Origin of the sequence: Sporosarcina sp. YIM B06819, from assembly GCF_033485175.1 — a bacterium.
Lineage (GTDB): Bacteria > Bacillota > Bacilli > Bacillales_A > Planococcaceae > Sporosarcina.
Genome location: NZ_JAWLIQ010000021.1, coordinates 1 through 17401 on the forward strand (window position 1 = coordinate 1; position 17401 = coordinate 17401).

Below are 17401 nucleotides of genomic sequence, written 5' to 3' on the forward strand. Positions count from 1 at the left end.
CATATACGATATCGTTTCATCAACATCACCTCCGTACAAATCCTTTACCCTTTGCACGGAAAAATAGGCATGCTATCAATAGACTTTTAACTATTTTCATAGTTTTTTATATGCAGTCCTAGTGCCCCTTTTTGACATTATAGTTGTAACCGTTTTCACAGATGTTACGAACATAATAAATTTCAACTTTACCTAAGATAACATCTTTCAAACACCAAGTAAACTTTACGGACAACTCCGAATTGCTTAGTGAATTCACAATAGACGACTAATAGTGATTCCTTTTAAAACGGCAAAAACACTCTTTTTTCCCCTCATCCCAGTCCCATTATTTTTTTATAAAATAATATATACATTCATAACGGCTAACATACTATCCCTTCTTGCATATATATAGTGTGAATGCTCGGAGGGATAAAAATGATAACAATAAGTTTATGCATGATTGTTAAAAATGAAGAAGAGGTCATCGGAAGATGCTTAGAGTCGGTTAGTGGGCTAGTCGATGAGATTGTTATTGTAGATACGGGATCCAATGACAGAACAAAAGAAATTGTAAAAAACTATACGGACCGTATTGTTGACTTTCAGTGGATTGATGATTTTGCAGCAGCACGCAATTTTTCATTTCAACAAGCTACGAAGGACTACATTCTTTGGTTGGATGCTGATGACATTTTTACAAAGGAAGATCAGCAGAAGTTCACATTGCTGAAACAGTCATTGTCGCCTTCAACCGATGCGGTTTCATTTAACTATCATTTAAGTTTTGACGATATGGGAAATGTAACTTCCCGCTTGAGACGATATCGCTTAGTTAAAAAAGAAAGCAATTTCCAATGGATTGGCGCAGTTCATGAGTTTCTTTCAGTATCTGGAAATCTAGTGGATAGTGATGTCGCCGTCACCCACCTCCCTTTAAGTCATGATCAGGAACGCAATCTTAGAATTTATCGTAAGTTAATCGAATCCGGAGAAACACTCTCCCCGCGAGATACATTCTATTACGCTAATGAATTGACGGATCATGGTCTTTTTGAAGAAGCTAGCAATTATTATAGAAAATTTCTAGATTCAAAATTAGGCTGGGTGGAGGATAATGTTCGGGCATGTTTGAAGCTTGCCGATTGCTATTATGAATTAAATGACAAAGACAGTGCTCTACTCGCAATTTTACAAACTCTTATTTATGATGTTCCGCGCCCCGAGACTTGTTGTCGACTTGGCTATTATTTTATGGAACAGGGCAAAAATGAAGCAGCTATTTACTGGTATCATCAAGCGTTGCTGTATGAAGAACAACAGCAGTTAAGTTTTCAAAACACTGCATTTTCGACTTGGCTACCCCATCTTCAATTATGTGTCCTCTATGATAGATTGAAACATTACGATAAAGCCTATCACCATAACGAGTTAGCCCGGAAGTATAAACCGATGGATGACAGAATAACGGGTAATAAGAAATATTTGGAAACAATTATTAAACTAGATTGATTACTGTTTCTGACGGACGCGGGATTGGTTGCACACTCGGCGCGTTTCGTTGCAAACTACGAAAACAAAACATCACATTCATGAATATTCAAATAAATAATTATATCATCATCCGCCTTTTTAATTGAAACGGGTAATTTTAGAATTGATTGATTTGATATAAGTATTTTGAAGACAAGTAGTTGATTGCCCCTCACTTCATACATCACCAGAATAGGATGTTACAGATAGGAGGTGAAAAAATGGAGTTTTATAGTTATGCAAGACATGGTTTTAATCACTGTAATGAACGTAAGAAATGCGAGGGTTGTTATAGCTGCAGTATTTGCTGCCAAAGTTGTCAAGGAGCCACTGGAGCGACTGGCGCACAAGGACCTCAAGGACTCCAGGGTATTCAAGGCGTTACTGGCGATACGGGACCTCAAGGAATCCAAGGCGTTACCGGCGATACAGGACCGCAAGGAATACAAGGTATTCAAGGAGTGACCGGTGATACGGGACCGCAAGGAATTCAGGGTATACAAGGAATCCAAGGCGTTACTGGCGATACGGGGCCTCAAGGGCTTCAGGGTATTCAAGGAATACAAGGCGTTACTGGTGATACGGGGCCTCAAGGGCTTCAGGGTATTCAAGGTATCCAAGGCGTAACCGGTGATACGGGGCCGCAAGGAATTCAGGGTATTCAAGGAATCCAAGGCGTTACTGGTGATACGGGACCGCAAGGAATTCAGGGTATTCAAGGAATCCAAGGCGTTACTGGCGATACGGGACCTCAAGGTATTCAGGGTATACAAGGAATTCAAGGCGTTACTGGTGATACGGGACCTCAAGGTATTCAGGGTATCCAAGGAATCCAAGGCGTTACTGGTGATACGGGACCTCAAGGGCTTCAGGGTATTCAAGGAATCCAAGGCGTTACTGGTGATACAGGATCGCAAGGACTTCAAGGTATACAAGGAATCCAAGGCGTTACTGGTGATACGGGACCTCAAGGGCTTCAGGGTATTCAAGGCGTTACTGGCGATACAGGACCTCAAGGAATTCAGGGTATACAAGGAATCCAAGGCGTTACCGGTGATACGGGACCGCAAGGAATTCAGGGTATACAAGGAATCCAAGGCGTTACTGGTGATACAGGACCGCAAGGACTTCAAGGAATTCAAGGGGTAACTGGTGATACGGGGCCTCAAGGGCTTCAAGGTATTCAAGGAATCCAAGGCGTTACTGGTGATACGGGACCGCAAGGAATTCAGGGTATACAAGGAATCCAAGGCGTTACTGGTGATACGGGACCTCAAGGGCTTCAGGGTATTCAAGGAATTCAAGGCGTTACTGGTGATACGGGACCGCAAGGAATTCAGGGTATACAAGGAATCCAAGGTGTTACCGGTGATACGGGGCCTCAAGGGCTTCAGGGTATTCAAGGCATCCAAGGCGTTACCGGTGATACGGGGCCGCAAGGAATTCAGGGTATTCAAGGCGTTACTGGTGATACAGGACCGCAAGGAATTCAAGGTATTCAAGGGATCCAAGGCGGTACTGGTGATACGGGGCCTCAAGGAATTCAGGGTATTCAAGGTGTTACTGGTGATACAGGACCGCAAGGAATTCAAGGTATTCAAGGAATCCAAGGCGTTACTGGCGATACGGGACCTCAAGGTATTCAGGGTATACAAGGAATTCAAGGGGTAACTGGTGATACGGGACCTCAAGGGCTTCAGGGTATTCAAGGAATCCAAGGTGTTACTGGTGATACAGGACCGCAAGGAATTCAGGGTATTCAAGGTGTTACTGGTGATACGGGACCGCAAGGAATTCAAGGTATTCAAGGCGTTACTGGTGATACGGGACCTCAAGGGCTTCAGGGTATTCAAGGAATACAAGGCGTTACTGGTGATACAGGACCTCAAGGAATTCCGGGTATTCAAGGCGTTACTGGCGATACAGGACCTCAAGGAATTCAGGGTATTCAAGGCGTTACTGGCGATACAGGACCTCAAGGAATTCAGGGAATTCAGGGTATCCAAGGAATTCAAGGGGTAACTGGTGATACGGGACCTCAAGGGCTTCAGGGTATTCAAGGCGTTACCGGTGATACGGGGCCGCAAGGACTTCAGGGTATTCAAGGCGTTACTGGTGATACGGGGCCTCAAGGGCTTCAGGGTATTCAAGGAATTCAAGGCGTTACTGGTGATACGGGACCTCAAGGAATTCAGGGTATTCAAGGAATCCAAGGCGTTACTGGTGATACGGGACCTCAAGGAATTCAGGGTATACAAGGAATTCAAGGCGTTACTGGAGCTACGGGACTTCAAGGGCTTCAGGGTATCCAAGGTATAACTGGAGCTACAGGAGCTACAGGAGCTCAAGGGCTTCAAGGCATTCAAGGTATTCGGGGAGCAACTGGTGTAACTGGAGCTACAGGGTCAACTGGAGCGAAAGGAGAAGATGGAGAGAAAGGTCAAACCGGGGCCCAGGGAATTCAAGGCATACCAGGCGCCAGTTCGATCATACCATTTGCATCAGGAACTACAGTCGTCACATTGAATACAATAGCCCTAGGATTAGTTGGCACCCCAGCTCTTGTAGGATTCGGGACTTCTATGGCAGGCGTCTCAATTGCCAGTGGTTCATTCACTCTACCGGCTCTTAGTAACTTTGGATTTATGGTCCCTCGAAATGGAACGTTGACAAATATATCTGCATTCTTCATCAGCACCGTAGGACTAAACCTTCCATTGTCTACACTAACAGTTCATGCAGAGGTCTATCGAGCAACCGGAAACAGTAATGTCTTTAACGCAACCGGAGTGACTGTCAGTCTAGCTTTCCCAAGTACCATCTCAATCGGTACCATAGTGACTAACACCGCAAGTTCTTCTCCATTCAATGTCAGTGCGGGCGACCGTTTACTGATGGTGTTTTCTGCAACTGCTAGCGGCGTGAATCTAGTAAATACGTTAACAGGCGCAGCAAGTGCGGGACTAACCATCAATTAGGACAAACACATAAAAAGCCCCTTTCATCTCGATAAATGAAAGGGGCCCTCTATTATACTGATTGTTTCACTCGTTCTTCATACTTCGCAATATGCTCTTCATATTGGAATGTCAACGAGATTTCATCCCAACCGTTTAACAACATCTGTTTATAATATGGATCAATGTCAAACGAATACGTCTTACCATCCTGCCCTGTCACCGTCTGCTTTTCCAAATTAACCTCCACTGAATAAGGCTGCTGTTGACCATTCGCCAATAGCTCTTCTACTTCAGAAACAGTTAATTTAATAGGCAGCAAGCCGTTCTTCATACAGTTGTTGTGAAAAATATCCGCAAAACTCGGGGCGATGACGACATTGAATCCATAATCCAAAATGGACCATGGCGCATGTTCCCTAGAAGAACCGCAACCAAAGTTTTCATGAGCAACCAAAATTTTAGAGCCTTTGAATCGCTCATCGTTGAGGACGAAATCTTTCACTTCACTACCATCCTCATGAAAGCGCCAATGATAAAATACATACTTACCGAATCCAGTACGTTCAATCCGTTTCAGGAATTCTTTCGAGATTATCTGGTCTGTGTCAACATTTTTACGATCAAGTGGCGTCACGACACTGACGACTTTATTAATGGGTTCCATACTCTCATCTCCCTCCGTTATGCTTTTGTAGCTTGCAATTCTCTGACGTCAACGAAATGACCCGCAATTGCAGAAGCCGCAGCCATTGCTGGACTCATCAAATGTGTACGCGCACCGGCACCTTGACGCCCTTCGAAGTTACGATTTGATGTCGAAGCACAGCGTTCTCCAGTTGGTACAACATCATCATTCATTGCCAGACACATACTGCATCCCGACTCGCGCCACTCAAATCCAGCTTCCAGGAAAATAGCATCCAGCCCTTCCTCTTCCGCCTGTTTTTTAACAGTACGTGAACCAGGGACGACAATCGCAGTAACAGAGGAATGGACTTTCTTGCCTTCAATCACTTTGGCAGCAGCGCGCAAGTCACTTAATCTCGCATTTGTGCATGAGCCTATGAAAACATGTTGAATGTCAATCGAAGTCAAAGGTGCGCCTTCTTCAAGGCCCATATAAGCAAGTGCCTGTTTCAAAGCCTCTTTATCCGACTCAGATTCAAAATCCTTCGCATAAGGAACATGTGATGTAATACCCGATCCCATAGCAGGGTTCGTTCCCCATGTCACAAATGGCTCGATTTCATCCGCGTCAATTTCAACAACTGTGTCATACGTCGCGCCTTCGTCTGATGCAAGGGCTAGCCACGTTGCTGCCGCCTTATCGAATGCGTCACCTTCTGGTACATGCTTGCGACCTTTTAAGTAAGCGATCGTCGTTTCATCCGGGCTGATTAAACCAGCTTTTGCACCCGCTTCAATCGACATATTACAAATCGTCATCCGTTCCTCCATCGTCAGATTGCGGATGGCTTCGCCTGTATATTCAGCGATATGACCTGTTCCCATATCAATGCCAAACTTTGCGATAATCGCTAAAATAATATCTTTCGCTGTCACACCGAAACCAAGTTTGCCATTGACACGAATTTCCATCGTTTTCGGCTTAGTTTGCCACAACGTTTGCGTTGATAACACGTGCTCGACTTCACTCGTTCCAATACCAAATGCAATGGCTCCAAACGCTCCGTGTGTGGACGTGTGGCTATCTCCACAGACGATTGTTTTTCCAGGCTGTGTCAGTCCAAGTTCTGGCCCAATAATATGGACAATCCCTTGATCTGGATGATCCATATTGGCAAGCTCAACGCCGAATTCATCACAGTTGGATTGCAAGGTATTAATTTGCTTGCGGGCAATCGGATCTTTAATGGCATCCCTGTTACGCGTTGGCACGTTATGATCCATCGTTGCAAAGCACAAATCAGGTCGACGCACAGTCCGATTCGCTAATCTTAACCCCTCAAAAGCCTGTGGAGAAGTCACTTCATGCAATAAATGAAGGTCGATGTAGAGCAAATCCGGCTTCCCCTGTTCTTCATAGACGATATGCTGATCCCAAATCTTTTCAATAATATTTTTAGCCATGTGTGCTTCTCCTTTCTATAATCAATCACGCCTTGGCGTGATTGCGTCCGGATTTTTTTCGAGCTTGCTCGAAAAGTTTCCCTAGAAATCCGTGACATCCGCCGGAGGCTTTATCAGTGGGGAATTGAACTTCATTCCTCACTGATAAAATATCTAAGAGGGAAAACAGGTGTAATACCCTTCCCCTCTCCGATTCAATGTACTTATCAATTCCGCCTCTGCGGAACTAAATCAAACATATGAAAACATAATACTATTGGAAACGGATTGTGTATCTAATTCATCCACAACTTTGTCCGTCCATTCTTTTGTCGATAATACCCGTTGGCCCTCCGCCGCAAGATCCGCTGTGAAGAATCCATCCTCGAATACCGTATTGACCGCAGCTTCAATGGCTGCCGCCTCCGTTTTCAAGTCAAAGGAATACTTCAACATCATTGCTACCGACAAAATCGTTGCAGCGGGGTTAGCAATCCCTTGACCCGCAATTTCAGGCGCAGAGCCATGTACCGGCTCATACAGTCCGAAATTGTCACCATTAATACTGGCAGATGGCAGTACACCAAGTGAACCTGTAATAACAGATGCTTCATCACTCAAAATATCACCAAACATGTTTTCCGTAACGACAACATCGAATGTTGCTGGATTCGTAATCAATTTCATCGCACAAGAGTCAACCAATGCGTGCTCCACTTCGATATCTGGATACGCTTTTTTCTTCTCTTCCACTACTTCGCGCCATAGCTTGCTCGACTCCAGTACGTTCGCTTTATCAACTGACGTCACTTTACCTCGACGCAATCTAGCTAATTCAAAGGCTTTTTCCACGATACGTTCAATCTCTTCTCGTGTATAAACCAATGTATCCACAGCTGATTTCTCTGTCCGCCTGCTCGGTTGGCCAAAATAGATGCCGCCCGTTAATTCACGCACAATCATCATATTGACATCTCTAGCTACTTCTTCTTTTAGAGGAGAGGCATGGAGCAAAGATGGTACAGCTGCTACTGGACGAAGATTAGCAAATAGGTCAAAATGTTTTCGAATCGCAAGCAGCCCTTTTTCTGGCCGTAGCTCCGATGGATTTTGATCCCATTTTGGTCCACCTACTGCTCCAAGGAGGACAGCATCACTCTCTTCGCAAAGTTTAATTGTTTCAGCCGGAAGTGGATTGTTAAATTGGTCAATCGCATTGCCGCCGATTGCCCCGTATTCAATATGAAATGTATGATTAAAGCGTCTTCCAATCGTTTCTAGCACCTTCACTGCCGCTGCTGTCACTTCTGGACCGATTCCATCGCCTGGTAATACTGCTACTCTCTTTTCCATAGGAACTCTCCTCCTTGTTTTAATTTGATTCCGTCACAACAGCTGCTCTCACTGGCGACGCTGTTTTCATCAAATGTCTGTTAATAGCATTCAAATAAGCTTTCGCAGATGCCTCCAACACGTCCTGGGCAACATCGCGGCCAATCGATACTTCGCCGTCAATGCTTAAATTGACAACCGCTTCCCCAAGTGCATCGCGCCCTTTTCCAATAGAAGTTACGCGATAATCGAGAATATGGACTTCCCCTGTGACAAGCTGTTCCAATGTATTGAAAATGGCTTCCACCGACCCTGCACCCGTCGCGGCGACAGTGATTACTTCACCACTTGGTTCAACTGCTGATACAGTCGCCGTTGGAATATTAGCCGTGCCGTATTGCACTTGGACATTCTTCAATTCATAGACAGGTGTATCTTTATATTTAATTTGCTGATCTGTGAATAAAACGAACAGATCATCTTCAGTAATTTCTTTTTTACGGTCTGCCAGTTTTTTAAACTCTGCAAACGCTTGATTTAATTTCTCATCATTTAATTCAAAGCCCATTGTAATGGCGCGGTCTTTGAAGGCATGGCGCCCAGAGTGCTTACCGAGTGCCAGTGGCTCTGTTTTATCACCGATTAATTCTGGTGTAATAATTTCATACGTTTGACGATTTTTTAGGTAACCATCTTGGTGAATTCCTGATTCATGTGCAAAAGCATTTTTCCCGACGATTGCTTTGTTCGGTTGGATCACAACACCCGTCAATTGGCTAACGAGCTGACTTGTGCGTTTAATTTCCTGTAAATTGATGCCTGTTTCAAAACCATAAAAATCTTTGCGGATATGTAGTGCAACTGCAATTTCTTCGAGTGCTGCGTTACCCGCTCGCTCACCGATACCATTGATGGTTCCTTCAACCTGTTCTGCACCGTTTTCAATCGCAGCAATCGAATTGGCAACGGCCATTCCTAGGTCATTATGGCAATGTGCCGATAGCTTAACCTTGTCGATTCCTGTCACATTTTCTTTCAAAAATTTGAATAGGGCACCGTATTCCTTAGGCGTGGCATAGCCGACTGTATCGGGAATATTAATAACTGTTGCGCCCGCTACAATGACTTGATTGATAATACGGACGAGGAATTCCCAGTCTGAGCGGAATGCATCTTCTGCCGACCATTGCACTGTCGGGAAAAATTTACGTGCATATTTCACAGCTTCTACTGCAATATCCACTACTTGATCAGGCGTTTTTTGCAGCTTGTATTCCATATGAATGGGTGATGTTGCTAAAAAGACGTGTAGATGAGGTTGTTCCGCACCACGAAGTGCTTCCCACGACGTTTCAATATCGCTTTTCATCGCCCGAGCAAGACCTGTCACTGTCGAATTCTTTACCGTATTCGCAATGCGTTGAACCGCTTCAAAATCACCCGGGGATGAAGCAGGAAACCCTGCTTCAATAATCGTTGCCCCGAATCGTTCAAGCTGTTTTGCAATTTCTAACTTCTCAGCCGTATTTAGATTAATGCCGGCTGATTGTTCACCGTCCCGAAGTGTTGTATCAAATATGTCAATTCGTCGCACTACCCACCACTTCTTCCTCTTTTGATTTTGCACCTTCATTCACAAACGGCATCATCGCACGAAGTTTTTGACCGACTTCTTCAATTTGGTGTTTCGCTTCTTCTTGTTCAATGCGATTGAAGTTTGGACGACCATTTTCGTTTTCCGCAATCCATTCTGTTGCAAATTTACCTGATTGAATGTCTGTCAAAATATCTTTCATGCGTGCTTTTGTATCTGCATCGACAACGCGTGGGCCTGATACGAAGTCGCCCCACTCAGCTGTATCCGAGATTGAGTAGCGCATGCCTGCCATTCCGCCTTCATACATCAAGTCAACGATCAGTTTTGTTTCGTGCAATGTTTCAAAATAAGCAAGTTCTGGTTGGTATCCTGCTTCTACAAGCGTTTCAAATCCTGCTTTCACGAGTGATGTTAAGCCACCACAAAGGACTGCTTGCTCACCGAATAGATCCGTAACTGTTTCTTCTTCAAATGTTGTTTCAAGAACACCACCGCGCGCAGAACCAATCCCTTTTGCGTATGCAAGTGCAACGTCTTTCGCATTACCAGATACGTCTTGATAAATTGCGAACAATGCAGGTACACCTGCGCCAGCTTCAAATGTTCTACGAACGAGATGTCCTGGTCCTTTTGGTGCTACTAGGAATACATCAACATCCGCTGGTGGTTTAATTTGACCGAAGTGAACGTTGAAACCGTGTGCGAATACAAGTGATTTCCCTGCTGAAAGAGCTGGAAGAATTTCTTCTTCATAGACTTGTTTTTGTCTTTCATCTGGCAATAGAATCATGATAAAGTCCGCTTGTTCTGAAGCTTCTTTGACAGTTGTTACTTGCAATCCATCTTGTTTCGCTTGGTCGAAAGATTTACCTGGACGTACGCCAACAACTACATTAAATCCTGAATCTTGCAAGTTGCGAGCATGTGCATGACCTTGTGAACCGTAGCCGATAATTGCAATTTTCTTATCTTGTAGAACTGCCTCGTTGATATCTTGGTTATAATACATTTTTGTCATAATAATTTCCTCCTAGTGGGTTGTTTGTTTTTTATTTTTATATGGTGTTGCAATGAATCACTTTTATCTGTGCCAGATAAAGCCTCCGGCGGATGTCACGGATTTTTAGGGGTGCTTAGAAGGCAGTCTAAATGCGCGACGTCCTGTCGCAACGACTGCATGACCTACTTCCTGTAGGCCCCAAGCTCGAAAAAAATCCGGACGCAATTACGCCAAGGCGTAATTGATTATTTGTAATTGATTATTGTTTCAAAATAGAAAGCTGTGGCGATTGGATTTTTTGCATATCGCGCGTCATCGCTGTTGCACCTGTTCGCGTCAATTCCTTGATGCCGTATGGTTTCAGCAGTTCAATGAACGCTTCAATTTTCTCCGGATGACCGACAACTTGGTAGGTAACAACACTCTTACTTGAATCCAAAATTCTCGCCCGGAATGGCTCGATGATGCTGTTCATTTCACTTCTAACATGTGGCGGTGAAATGACTTTCACGAGCGCTAGCTCCCGCATCACAATGGAGTTATCCGTAATGTCATTGACCTTGAGCACATCAATCTGTTTGGACAGCTGTTTGACGAGCTGCTCGATTTTCTGCTCATCTTCCACATGGACGATGAATGTCATTTTCGACATGCCAGGCTGTTCGGTGTGACCGACAGTAATACTTTCAATATTGAACTGTCTTTTCATCAGTAGACCCGTCACCCGATTCAATACACCACTTTGATTGATCACCGTTACTGTAATGACTCTTCTCATTTCCGGCTCACTCCAATCATTTCATGTACGCCTTTACCTGGCGCCACCATCGGATAGACGTTTTCCAACTGCTTCACGCGACAATCAATAAGAACCGGTTCATCCGATAATAGTGCTTCTTGGAACACTGTTTCAGCTTCTTCCAAAGTTTCAATGCGGTATCCTTTGATGTCATACGCTTCTGCCAGTTTGACAAAATCCGGTTGTACAGGAATCAATGATTGTGAGAAGCGTTCTTCATAGAACGTTTCCTGCCATTGACGAACCATACCGAGCGCTTGATTGTTCAAAATAACGACTTTGACAGGAATACGAAGTTCTTGTAGTAAAGACAATTCCTGTGCAGTCATTTGGAAGCCTGCATCGCCAACAATGGCTACGACTCGTTTGTCTGGTTTTGCCAGTTGAGCGCCAATTGCTGCTGGGAAGCCGAATCCCATTGTTCCAAGCCCTCCGGAAGTGACCCAGTGATCTGGATTGTTGAGCGGGTAATATTGCGCCGCCCACATCTGATGCTGCCCAACGTCTGTCGTTACAATGGCATCACCATTCGTTACTCGATGGATAATCTCAACTGCTTGTTGCGGAAGTACCGCCTCATCATCCGTGTTATACCATAAAGGATACTCGTTTTGAGATTCTTCCAAGTATGTCATCCACTCTTCTGTTTCCGTCAGCGTAATTTCTTGCTGTAACAATGCTTGCAGTGCTTCTTTAGCATCTGCCACAATCGGAATGTCTGTTGGTACATTTTTGCCGATTTCAGCTGGATCGATGTCGATATGAATGACTTTGGCATTTGGCGCGAATTTCTCTAGATTGCCCGTTAGCCTGTCATCAAATCGTGCACCAATATTGATGAGAACATCACATTGATAAAGAGCCATATTGGCAGTAACCGTTCCGTGCATGCCTGCCATTCCAAGGAACATGTTGTGAGCACCGTGGATACTACCTAATCCAAGAAGTGTATTCGTTACTGGGATTTGATGTTTTTCCACAAACTCTTTCAATTCGTCCATTGCCTGTGCATGAAGAATACCTGCGCCTGCAAGGATAAGCGGTTTTTTCGCTTGAGAAATCGCTTGTGCTGCTTTTTGTATTTGTAAAAAATTCGGCGTCGTCGTCGGCTGATAACCTGGTAAATTAACCGGCGCATTCATGTCATCCGTCGATAAAAACAAGCTCGTTGCAATATTTTTCGGGATATCCACAAGAACTGGACCTCTTCGTCCTGTTGAAGCAATATGGAATGCTTCTTTGATAATTCTTGGTAAATCCGACACGTCATTCACCTGGTAATTATGCTTTGTGATGGGTTGTGTAATACCAATAATATCCGCTTCCTGGAAAGCATCCGTTCCAATAACTGATGTCGCAACTTGGCCTGTGAAAACAACAAGTGGTAGTGAATCCATCATGGCATCCGTAATGCCTGTCACTAAGTTTGTTGCTCCAGGACCGGATGTGGCAATGACAACACCAGGTTTTCCAGAAACACGTGCATACCCTTCAGCCGCATGAATCGCACCTTGTTCGTGGCGGGCAAGTACATGGGAAATTGGGTTTTGATACAAAGCATCATAAATCGGTAAAACAGCCCCTCCAGGATAACCGAAGACAACTTCGACACCTTGGTCCTTCAATGCTTGAATAAGAACAGCTGACCCATCTTTCGGTTGGCTTGTTTGTTGTTCTGTCACAGTCTCTAGGGCCATTTCGTTGGTTACTTGCTTCGCTTGAACGCCTGCATTCATCTACAAACTCCTCCTTACTGTTTTATGGTTATGAATAATCAATCAATTCTTCTTGTAATCAATTATGCCTTGGCATAATTGCGTCCAGATTTTGAATCGAGCTTGAGGCCTACAGGATGTAGGTCATGCAACCATTGCCGCAGGACGCGGCGAACTTAGGTTGCCTTCCTTTATATTCATCCAGCAGGAACTTTCTGCTGGGTGAATATAAAAAAGTCTTTTCACCCACGCAAAGAAATAGTCTTCTTTACATAGGGATGAAAAAACTTTTCATGGTACCACCCTTGTTCGTAGCAAATTCGCTACCTTATGAATAGACGAGTCTATTCGTTGCTAACGAGCACAGATTTCTCTACGCCCGAGATTGCCTATTGTTACACGAGTTTCAGCAATCCACTCCGAGGGGATGTCGCAGTTGGTTGTATTACCGGCTTCCAGCACGACCGGCTCTCTGTGAATACGAAGTTCCAACTACTTTTACCTCATCAACGAGTTGTTATATTCAATTTGATCATTGCGTCGGAGGATAACTTAATTTGACAGAATTAAGTTAAATTTTCATAACGCCGCCAGTACTTGCAGAAGTCACAAGTGCTGAATATCTAGCTAACCAGCCTTTTTTAATCTTCGGTTCGAACGGTTGTAATTTCGATTGACGCTCTGCTAACACTTCATCAGTAACTTCAAGCTCAATTGTTCTATTTATCAAATCAATAGCGATAATATCGCCATTTTCAACAAGTGCAATTGGTCCGCCATCAGCAGCTTCTGGAGAGATATGTCCGATTGAAATACCTCGGGAAGCCCCTGAGAAACGTCCGTCAGTAATGAGGGCTACCTTCGTGCCTAAACCACGTCCTTGAATCGCGGATGTCGGCGCAAGCATTTCCGGCATTCCTGGTCCACCTTTTGGTCCTTCGTAACGAATCACAACGACATGGCCTTCGCGTACAGTACCATTATCGATATTCTCTTGTGCATCATCTTGCGATTCAAAGACGATTGCTTCACCACGGAATTCTTTAATCGATGGATCGACAGCTCCCACTTTAATAACTCCACCGTCCGGCGCAATGTTACCGAATAATACGGATAAGCCGCCGACCGGACTATGTGGATTATCTTTTGTACGAATGACTTTGTCATTGAGAATCGGATAATCTGCGACATCTTCAGCAATCGTTTGGCCGGTTACGGTAATACGATTGGGGTGAATGGCACCTGGTATTTTTGTCAATTCATTAATAATTGAACTGACGCCGCCCGCTTTAAAAATATCATCCATTGACACGTCTGAAGCTGGCATAATTTTCGCTAAATAAGGAACGCGCTCTGCCACCACATTAATATCATGAACGTTATAATCAATTTCTGCTTCATGTGCAAGGGCTAACGTGTGCAATACTGTATTAGTTGAACCACCCATTGCCATATCTAAAGCAAACGCATCGTCAATCGCTTCTTTTGTCACGATGTCACGAGGTTTTACATCGTCTTTTATCATACGAATTAAATGCTTTGCAGCTTCTTTAATCAATCTATGTCGTTCATCTGAAGTGGCTACGATTGTACCGTTACCAGGCAACGCCAGACCGACCATTTCCATCAAACAGTTCATGGAGTTTGCGGTGAACATTCCTGAACAAGAGCCACATGTTGGACAAGCGTTGTTTTCAATGTCTAGCAATTCTTCAGCTGACATTTTGCCTGCCTTATAGGCGCCAACTCCTTCAAATACTGAAGTGAGTGACAGTGGCTTACCTTCTGCAGATACGCCCGCTTCCATTGGACCACCTGAAACAAATATGGAAGGTACATTCGTACGAACCGCTGCCATTAACATACCGGGTGTAATTTTGTCACAGTTCGGTATGTAGAACACGCCGTCAAACCAGTGCGCGTTAATAACAGTTTCTGCCGAATCGGCAATGAGTTCACGGCTTGGCAATGAATAGCGCATGCCGATATGTCCCATCGCAATTCCATCGTCAACACCAATGGTATTGAACTCGAACGGTACTCCACCAGCTTCCCAAATCGCTTCTTTAACGATTTCCGCAAATTTGTTCAAGTGTTTATGCCCCGGAATAATATCAATATATGAGTTACATACGCCGATGAACGGCTTTTCTAAATCTCTTGTTTTAATGCCAGTCGCGTAAAGCAAACTTCTGTGAGGTGCGCGATCCACACCTTTTTTGATCATGTCACTTCTCATAGCACTCTCTCCTAATCAAATCACTCACACAATAAGGAAGAATGTAGTTCAATTCTTCATTGCTCGCTTATTTTGTCATCTTGCACGTTTACGTTTTGCAGTTTGTGATTTGAATCACGAACTAATATTGGATTGATGTCATCATATCTTGGATTTCTACTAGAGTCAACTGTCTTTTTTAAATAATTAGCCAATTACAAATAGTCCATTTTAATGAATCCGCTTACAAATCGCAATGTAGCGCGATATATTGCATACACAAAATTTATTTACAAATTTAAATTTTTTTTTGTGAGTCTATTTTTCTACACGCACGGGTTGTGCTACGCACCACCCTTTGCGCGCAGGGCGCGCAAAAAAAAAGACACCATCTCGATAATTGAAATGGTGTCTACCTATTTAACTTCATATGCCTACAGGAACAATATACATCCCCGCTTGCTCATCTGTTTTCACAACAACATTGACGCCGTAAATCTCTTTAACCGTTTGCGTGGTAATCACTTTGCTTGGCGCACCTTTGACAACGATTTCGCCGTTTTTCATCGCAATGATTGTATCGCTATAACGAATTGCTTGGTTAATGTCGTGCAATACCATAACAATCGACATGCCATGCGTGCGATTTAAGCTCTTGATTAATTCCAATAGCTCAAATTGATAATAGATATCAAGATAAGTCGTTGGTTCATCCAAAAATAAATACGGTGTTTTTTGCGCTAACGCCATTGCAATCCACACACGTTGCATTTGTCCGCCCGACAATTCGTCGATCGGTACTTTTCTTTTATCCAGTAAATTCGTGCATGCAAGTGCCCACTCTACGGCCTGCTCATCTTCATCAGTTGTTGAAGAAAATAGGTTTTTATAGGGGATTCTTCCATAGCCCGTCAGCTTTTCAACGGTCATGTCTGAAGGCGCGTTATTTTGCTGATGCACGACAGCTAATTTCTTCGCCAGTTCCTTCGGTTTGAAATCAGTAAGTGCTTTGCCATCTAATAAAACATGTCCACTTTGCGCAACATTATTATTCGACATCACGCTGAGCAACGTCGATTTCCCACAGCCGTTTGGTCCAATAATCGTTGTGATTTTCCCACTTTCAATCGTACTCGTGACACCATGCAGCGTATTGACTTTTTTATCGTACGAAAAAGTAATATCCTTAATGTCCATAAATACGATCACTCTTTCTCAGTAAGAATATGAGGAAAGGTCCTCCGATGACAGCCATGATAATAGAAGCAGGTAGTTCATTCGGCGCGATAATCGTTCTGCCCAGCGTGTCTGCAGTTAAAATCAGCAACGCCCCCGCCAATGCCGAAAATGGAATGAGGACTTTATGATCCGTACCGACTAGCGAACGTCCAATATGCGGGATCAGTAAGCCAACAAATGCAAATAACCCGGCAACGGATGTTGCAACAGATGCCAGCAACACTGCAATTAGCGAAATGGCAAAGCGTGCCAAATTGACATTGACGCCTAAATTTTTCGCTGTTCGATCTTCCAACGCTAAATAATTACACCATGCATACACACCAAACGACAACAGAAGTCCAATCGTGCCATATAAAACAATGACATCGACATCACTCCACTTTTTCATCGTTAACGTCGAAGTCATCGTCTGGCTCATTGATTGCGTTAATGCGCTGCCACTGAACCCGAGTCCTTGACTCAGCCCCGTGAACAAGGCATTAACCGCAATCCCGATTAAAATCATACGCAGTGGGTCGAGTCCCGATTTCCAGGATAATGAGTAGACAAGGAAAAACGCCAATGCCCCGCCTAAAAATGCAAATAAAGGCACAAAGAAATACAGCGTTGGGAATAAAGCCACAAACACTATCGACATAAACCCTGCACCCGCAGAAACACCGATAATTCCTGGATCTGCCAAAGGATTACGCATAACAGCTTGCAGTAGCACCCCCGCCACCGATAATGTTGCACCCGCAAACAAAGCAATGATAATGCGCGGTAATCGCAAATCTTTAATGATTGCTACGTTATCATTCGTTCCTGTGAAGAGCCCTTGAATTAATTCAAACGGCGTAACTTTTATGCTACCCGTAATGGCTGATTGAATAATAACAACTACAAGTAGTACAATCACGCTGACAAAACTAAGCATTTTTTTATTTTTTGCAAACATCCTATTCCCTACCTTT

General features: G+C 43.9%; 12 protein-coding genes and 1 other annotated feature. Of the genes, 2 read left to right on the plus strand and 10 right to left on the minus strand.

Annotated elements, in window-relative coordinates:
* Positions 1 to 420 precede the first annotated feature (420 nt).
* Together R2B72_RS13995 and R2B72_RS14000 are read left to right on the plus strand one after the other, a co-directional pair.
* Positions 421 to 1494, plus strand: coding sequence for a glycosyltransferase family 2 protein (locus R2B72_RS13995; RefSeq protein WP_318617253.1), 1074 nt, complete (start codon positions 421 to 423; stop codon positions 1492 to 1494).
* Positions 1495 to 1736: 242 nt separating this feature from the next.
* On the plus strand, positions 1737 to 4493 hold the full coding sequence (locus R2B72_RS14000; RefSeq protein ID WP_318617255.1) for an exosporium glycoprotein BclB-related protein: 2757 nt from the start codon (positions 1737 to 1739) through the stop codon (positions 4491 to 4493).
* Positions 4494 to 4545: 52 nt separating this feature from the next.
* On the opposite strand, the gene leuD is transcribed toward R2B72_RS14000, so the two are convergent.
* The 10 genes from leuD to R2B72_RS14050 form a co-directional block, all read right to left on the minus strand.
* Complete coding sequence (leuD, locus tag R2B72_RS14005; protein WP_318617256.1) at positions 4546 to 5139, minus strand: 3-isopropylmalate dehydratase small subunit; 594 nt, start codon at positions 5137 to 5139, stop codon at positions 4546 to 4548.
* Between the two features lie 17 nt (positions 5140 to 5156).
* Positions 5157 to 6566 (minus strand): 3-isopropylmalate dehydratase large subunit, encoded by a 1410-nt coding sequence (leuC, locus tag R2B72_RS14010; RefSeq protein ID WP_318617258.1) that lies wholly within the window; start codon positions 6564 to 6566, stop codon positions 5157 to 5159.
* Positions 6567 to 6797: 231 nt separating this feature from the next.
* Complete coding sequence (gene leuB / locus R2B72_RS14015) at positions 6798 to 7898, minus strand: 3-isopropylmalate dehydrogenase (protein ID WP_318617259.1); 1101 nt, start codon at positions 7896 to 7898, stop codon at positions 6798 to 6800.
* Positions 7899 to 7917: 19 nt separating this feature from the next.
* Positions 7918 to 9471 (minus strand): 2-isopropylmalate synthase, encoded by a 1554-nt coding sequence (locus R2B72_RS14020; protein WP_318617260.1) that lies wholly within the window; start codon positions 9469 to 9471, stop codon positions 7918 to 7920.
* Positions 9458 to 10492: a ketol-acid reductoisomerase gene (ilvC, locus tag R2B72_RS14025; protein ID WP_318617261.1), complete on the minus strand. Its 1035-nt coding sequence runs from the start codon at positions 10490 to 10492 to the stop codon at positions 9458 to 9460. The genes R2B72_RS14020 and ilvC overlap by 14 nt, the downstream gene beginning before the upstream one ends.
* Positions 10493 to 10733: 241 nt before the next feature.
* Positions 10734 to 11252 (minus strand): acetolactate synthase small subunit, encoded by a 519-nt coding sequence (ilvN, locus tag R2B72_RS14030; protein ID WP_318617262.1) that lies wholly within the window; start codon positions 11250 to 11252, stop codon positions 10734 to 10736.
* On the minus strand, positions 11249 to 12970 hold the full coding sequence (ilvB, locus tag R2B72_RS14035; RefSeq protein ID WP_318617308.1) for an acetolactate synthase large subunit: 1722 nt from the start codon (positions 12968 to 12970) through the stop codon (positions 11249 to 11251). The genes ilvN and ilvB overlap by 4 nt, the downstream gene beginning before the upstream one ends.
* Positions 12971 to 13259: 289 nt before the next feature.
* Positions 13260 to 13507 (minus strand) — a binding site (T-box leader).
* A 52-nt stretch (positions 13508 to 13559) separates the two neighbouring features.
* Positions 13560 to 15227 (minus strand): dihydroxy-acid dehydratase, encoded by a 1668-nt coding sequence (gene ilvD / locus R2B72_RS14040; RefSeq protein ID WP_318617263.1) that lies wholly within the window; start codon positions 15225 to 15227, stop codon positions 13560 to 13562.
* A gap of 405 nt (positions 15228 to 15632) precedes the next feature.
* Positions 15633 to 16403, minus strand: coding sequence for an ABC transporter ATP-binding protein (locus tag R2B72_RS14045; RefSeq protein WP_318617264.1), 771 nt, complete (start codon positions 16401 to 16403; stop codon positions 15633 to 15635).
* A complete protein-coding gene (locus R2B72_RS14050; RefSeq protein WP_318617265.1) occupies positions 16393 to 17385 on the minus strand; it encodes an iron ABC transporter permease in 993 nt (330 codons plus the stop codon). The genes R2B72_RS14045 and R2B72_RS14050 overlap by 11 nt, the downstream gene beginning before the upstream one ends.
* Positions 17386 to 17401 lie beyond the last annotated feature (16 nt).

What these genes read in the sequence shown, in the direction of transcription:
- R2B72_RS13995 (WP_318617253.1), top strand. Translation starts at nt 421, where the DNA reads ATGATAACAATAAGTTTATGCATGATTGTTAAAAATGAAGAAGAGGTC.
- R2B72_RS14000 (WP_318617255.1), top strand. Translation starts at nt 1,737, where the DNA reads ATGGAGTTTTATAGTTATGCAAGACATGGTTTTAATCACTGTAATGAA.
- leuD (WP_318617256.1), bottom strand. Translation starts at nt 5,139, where the DNA reads ATGGAACCCATTAATAAAGTCGTCAGTGTCGTGACGCCACTTGATCGT.
- leuC (WP_318617258.1), bottom strand. Translation starts at nt 6,566, where the DNA reads ATGGCTAAAAATATTATTGAAAAGATTTGGGATCAGCATATCGTCTAT.
- leuB (WP_318617259.1), bottom strand. Translation starts at nt 7,898, where the DNA reads ATGGAAAAGAGAGTAGCAGTATTACCAGGCGATGGAATCGGTCCAGAA.
- ilvC (WP_318617261.1), bottom strand. Translation starts at nt 10,492, where the DNA reads ATGACAAAAATGTATTATAACCAAGATATCAACGAGGCAGTTCTACAA.
- ilvN (WP_318617262.1), bottom strand. Translation starts at nt 11,252, where the DNA reads ATGAGAAGAGTCATTACAGTAACGGTGATCAATCAAAGTGGTGTATTG.
- ilvB (WP_318617308.1), bottom strand. Translation starts at nt 12,970, where the DNA reads ATGGCCCTAGAGACTGTGACAGAACAACAAACAAGCCAACCGAAAGAT.
- ilvD (WP_318617263.1), bottom strand. Translation starts at nt 15,227, where the DNA reads ATGAGAAGTGACATGATCAAAAAAGGTGTGGATCGCGCACCTCACAGA.
- R2B72_RS14045 (WP_318617264.1), bottom strand. Translation starts at nt 16,403, where the DNA reads ATGGACATTAAGGATATTACTTTTTCGTACGATAAAAAAGTCAATACG.
- R2B72_RS14050 (WP_318617265.1), bottom strand. Translation starts at nt 17,385, where the DNA reads ATGTTTGCAAAAAATAAAAAAATGCTTAGTTTTGTCAGCGTGATTGTA.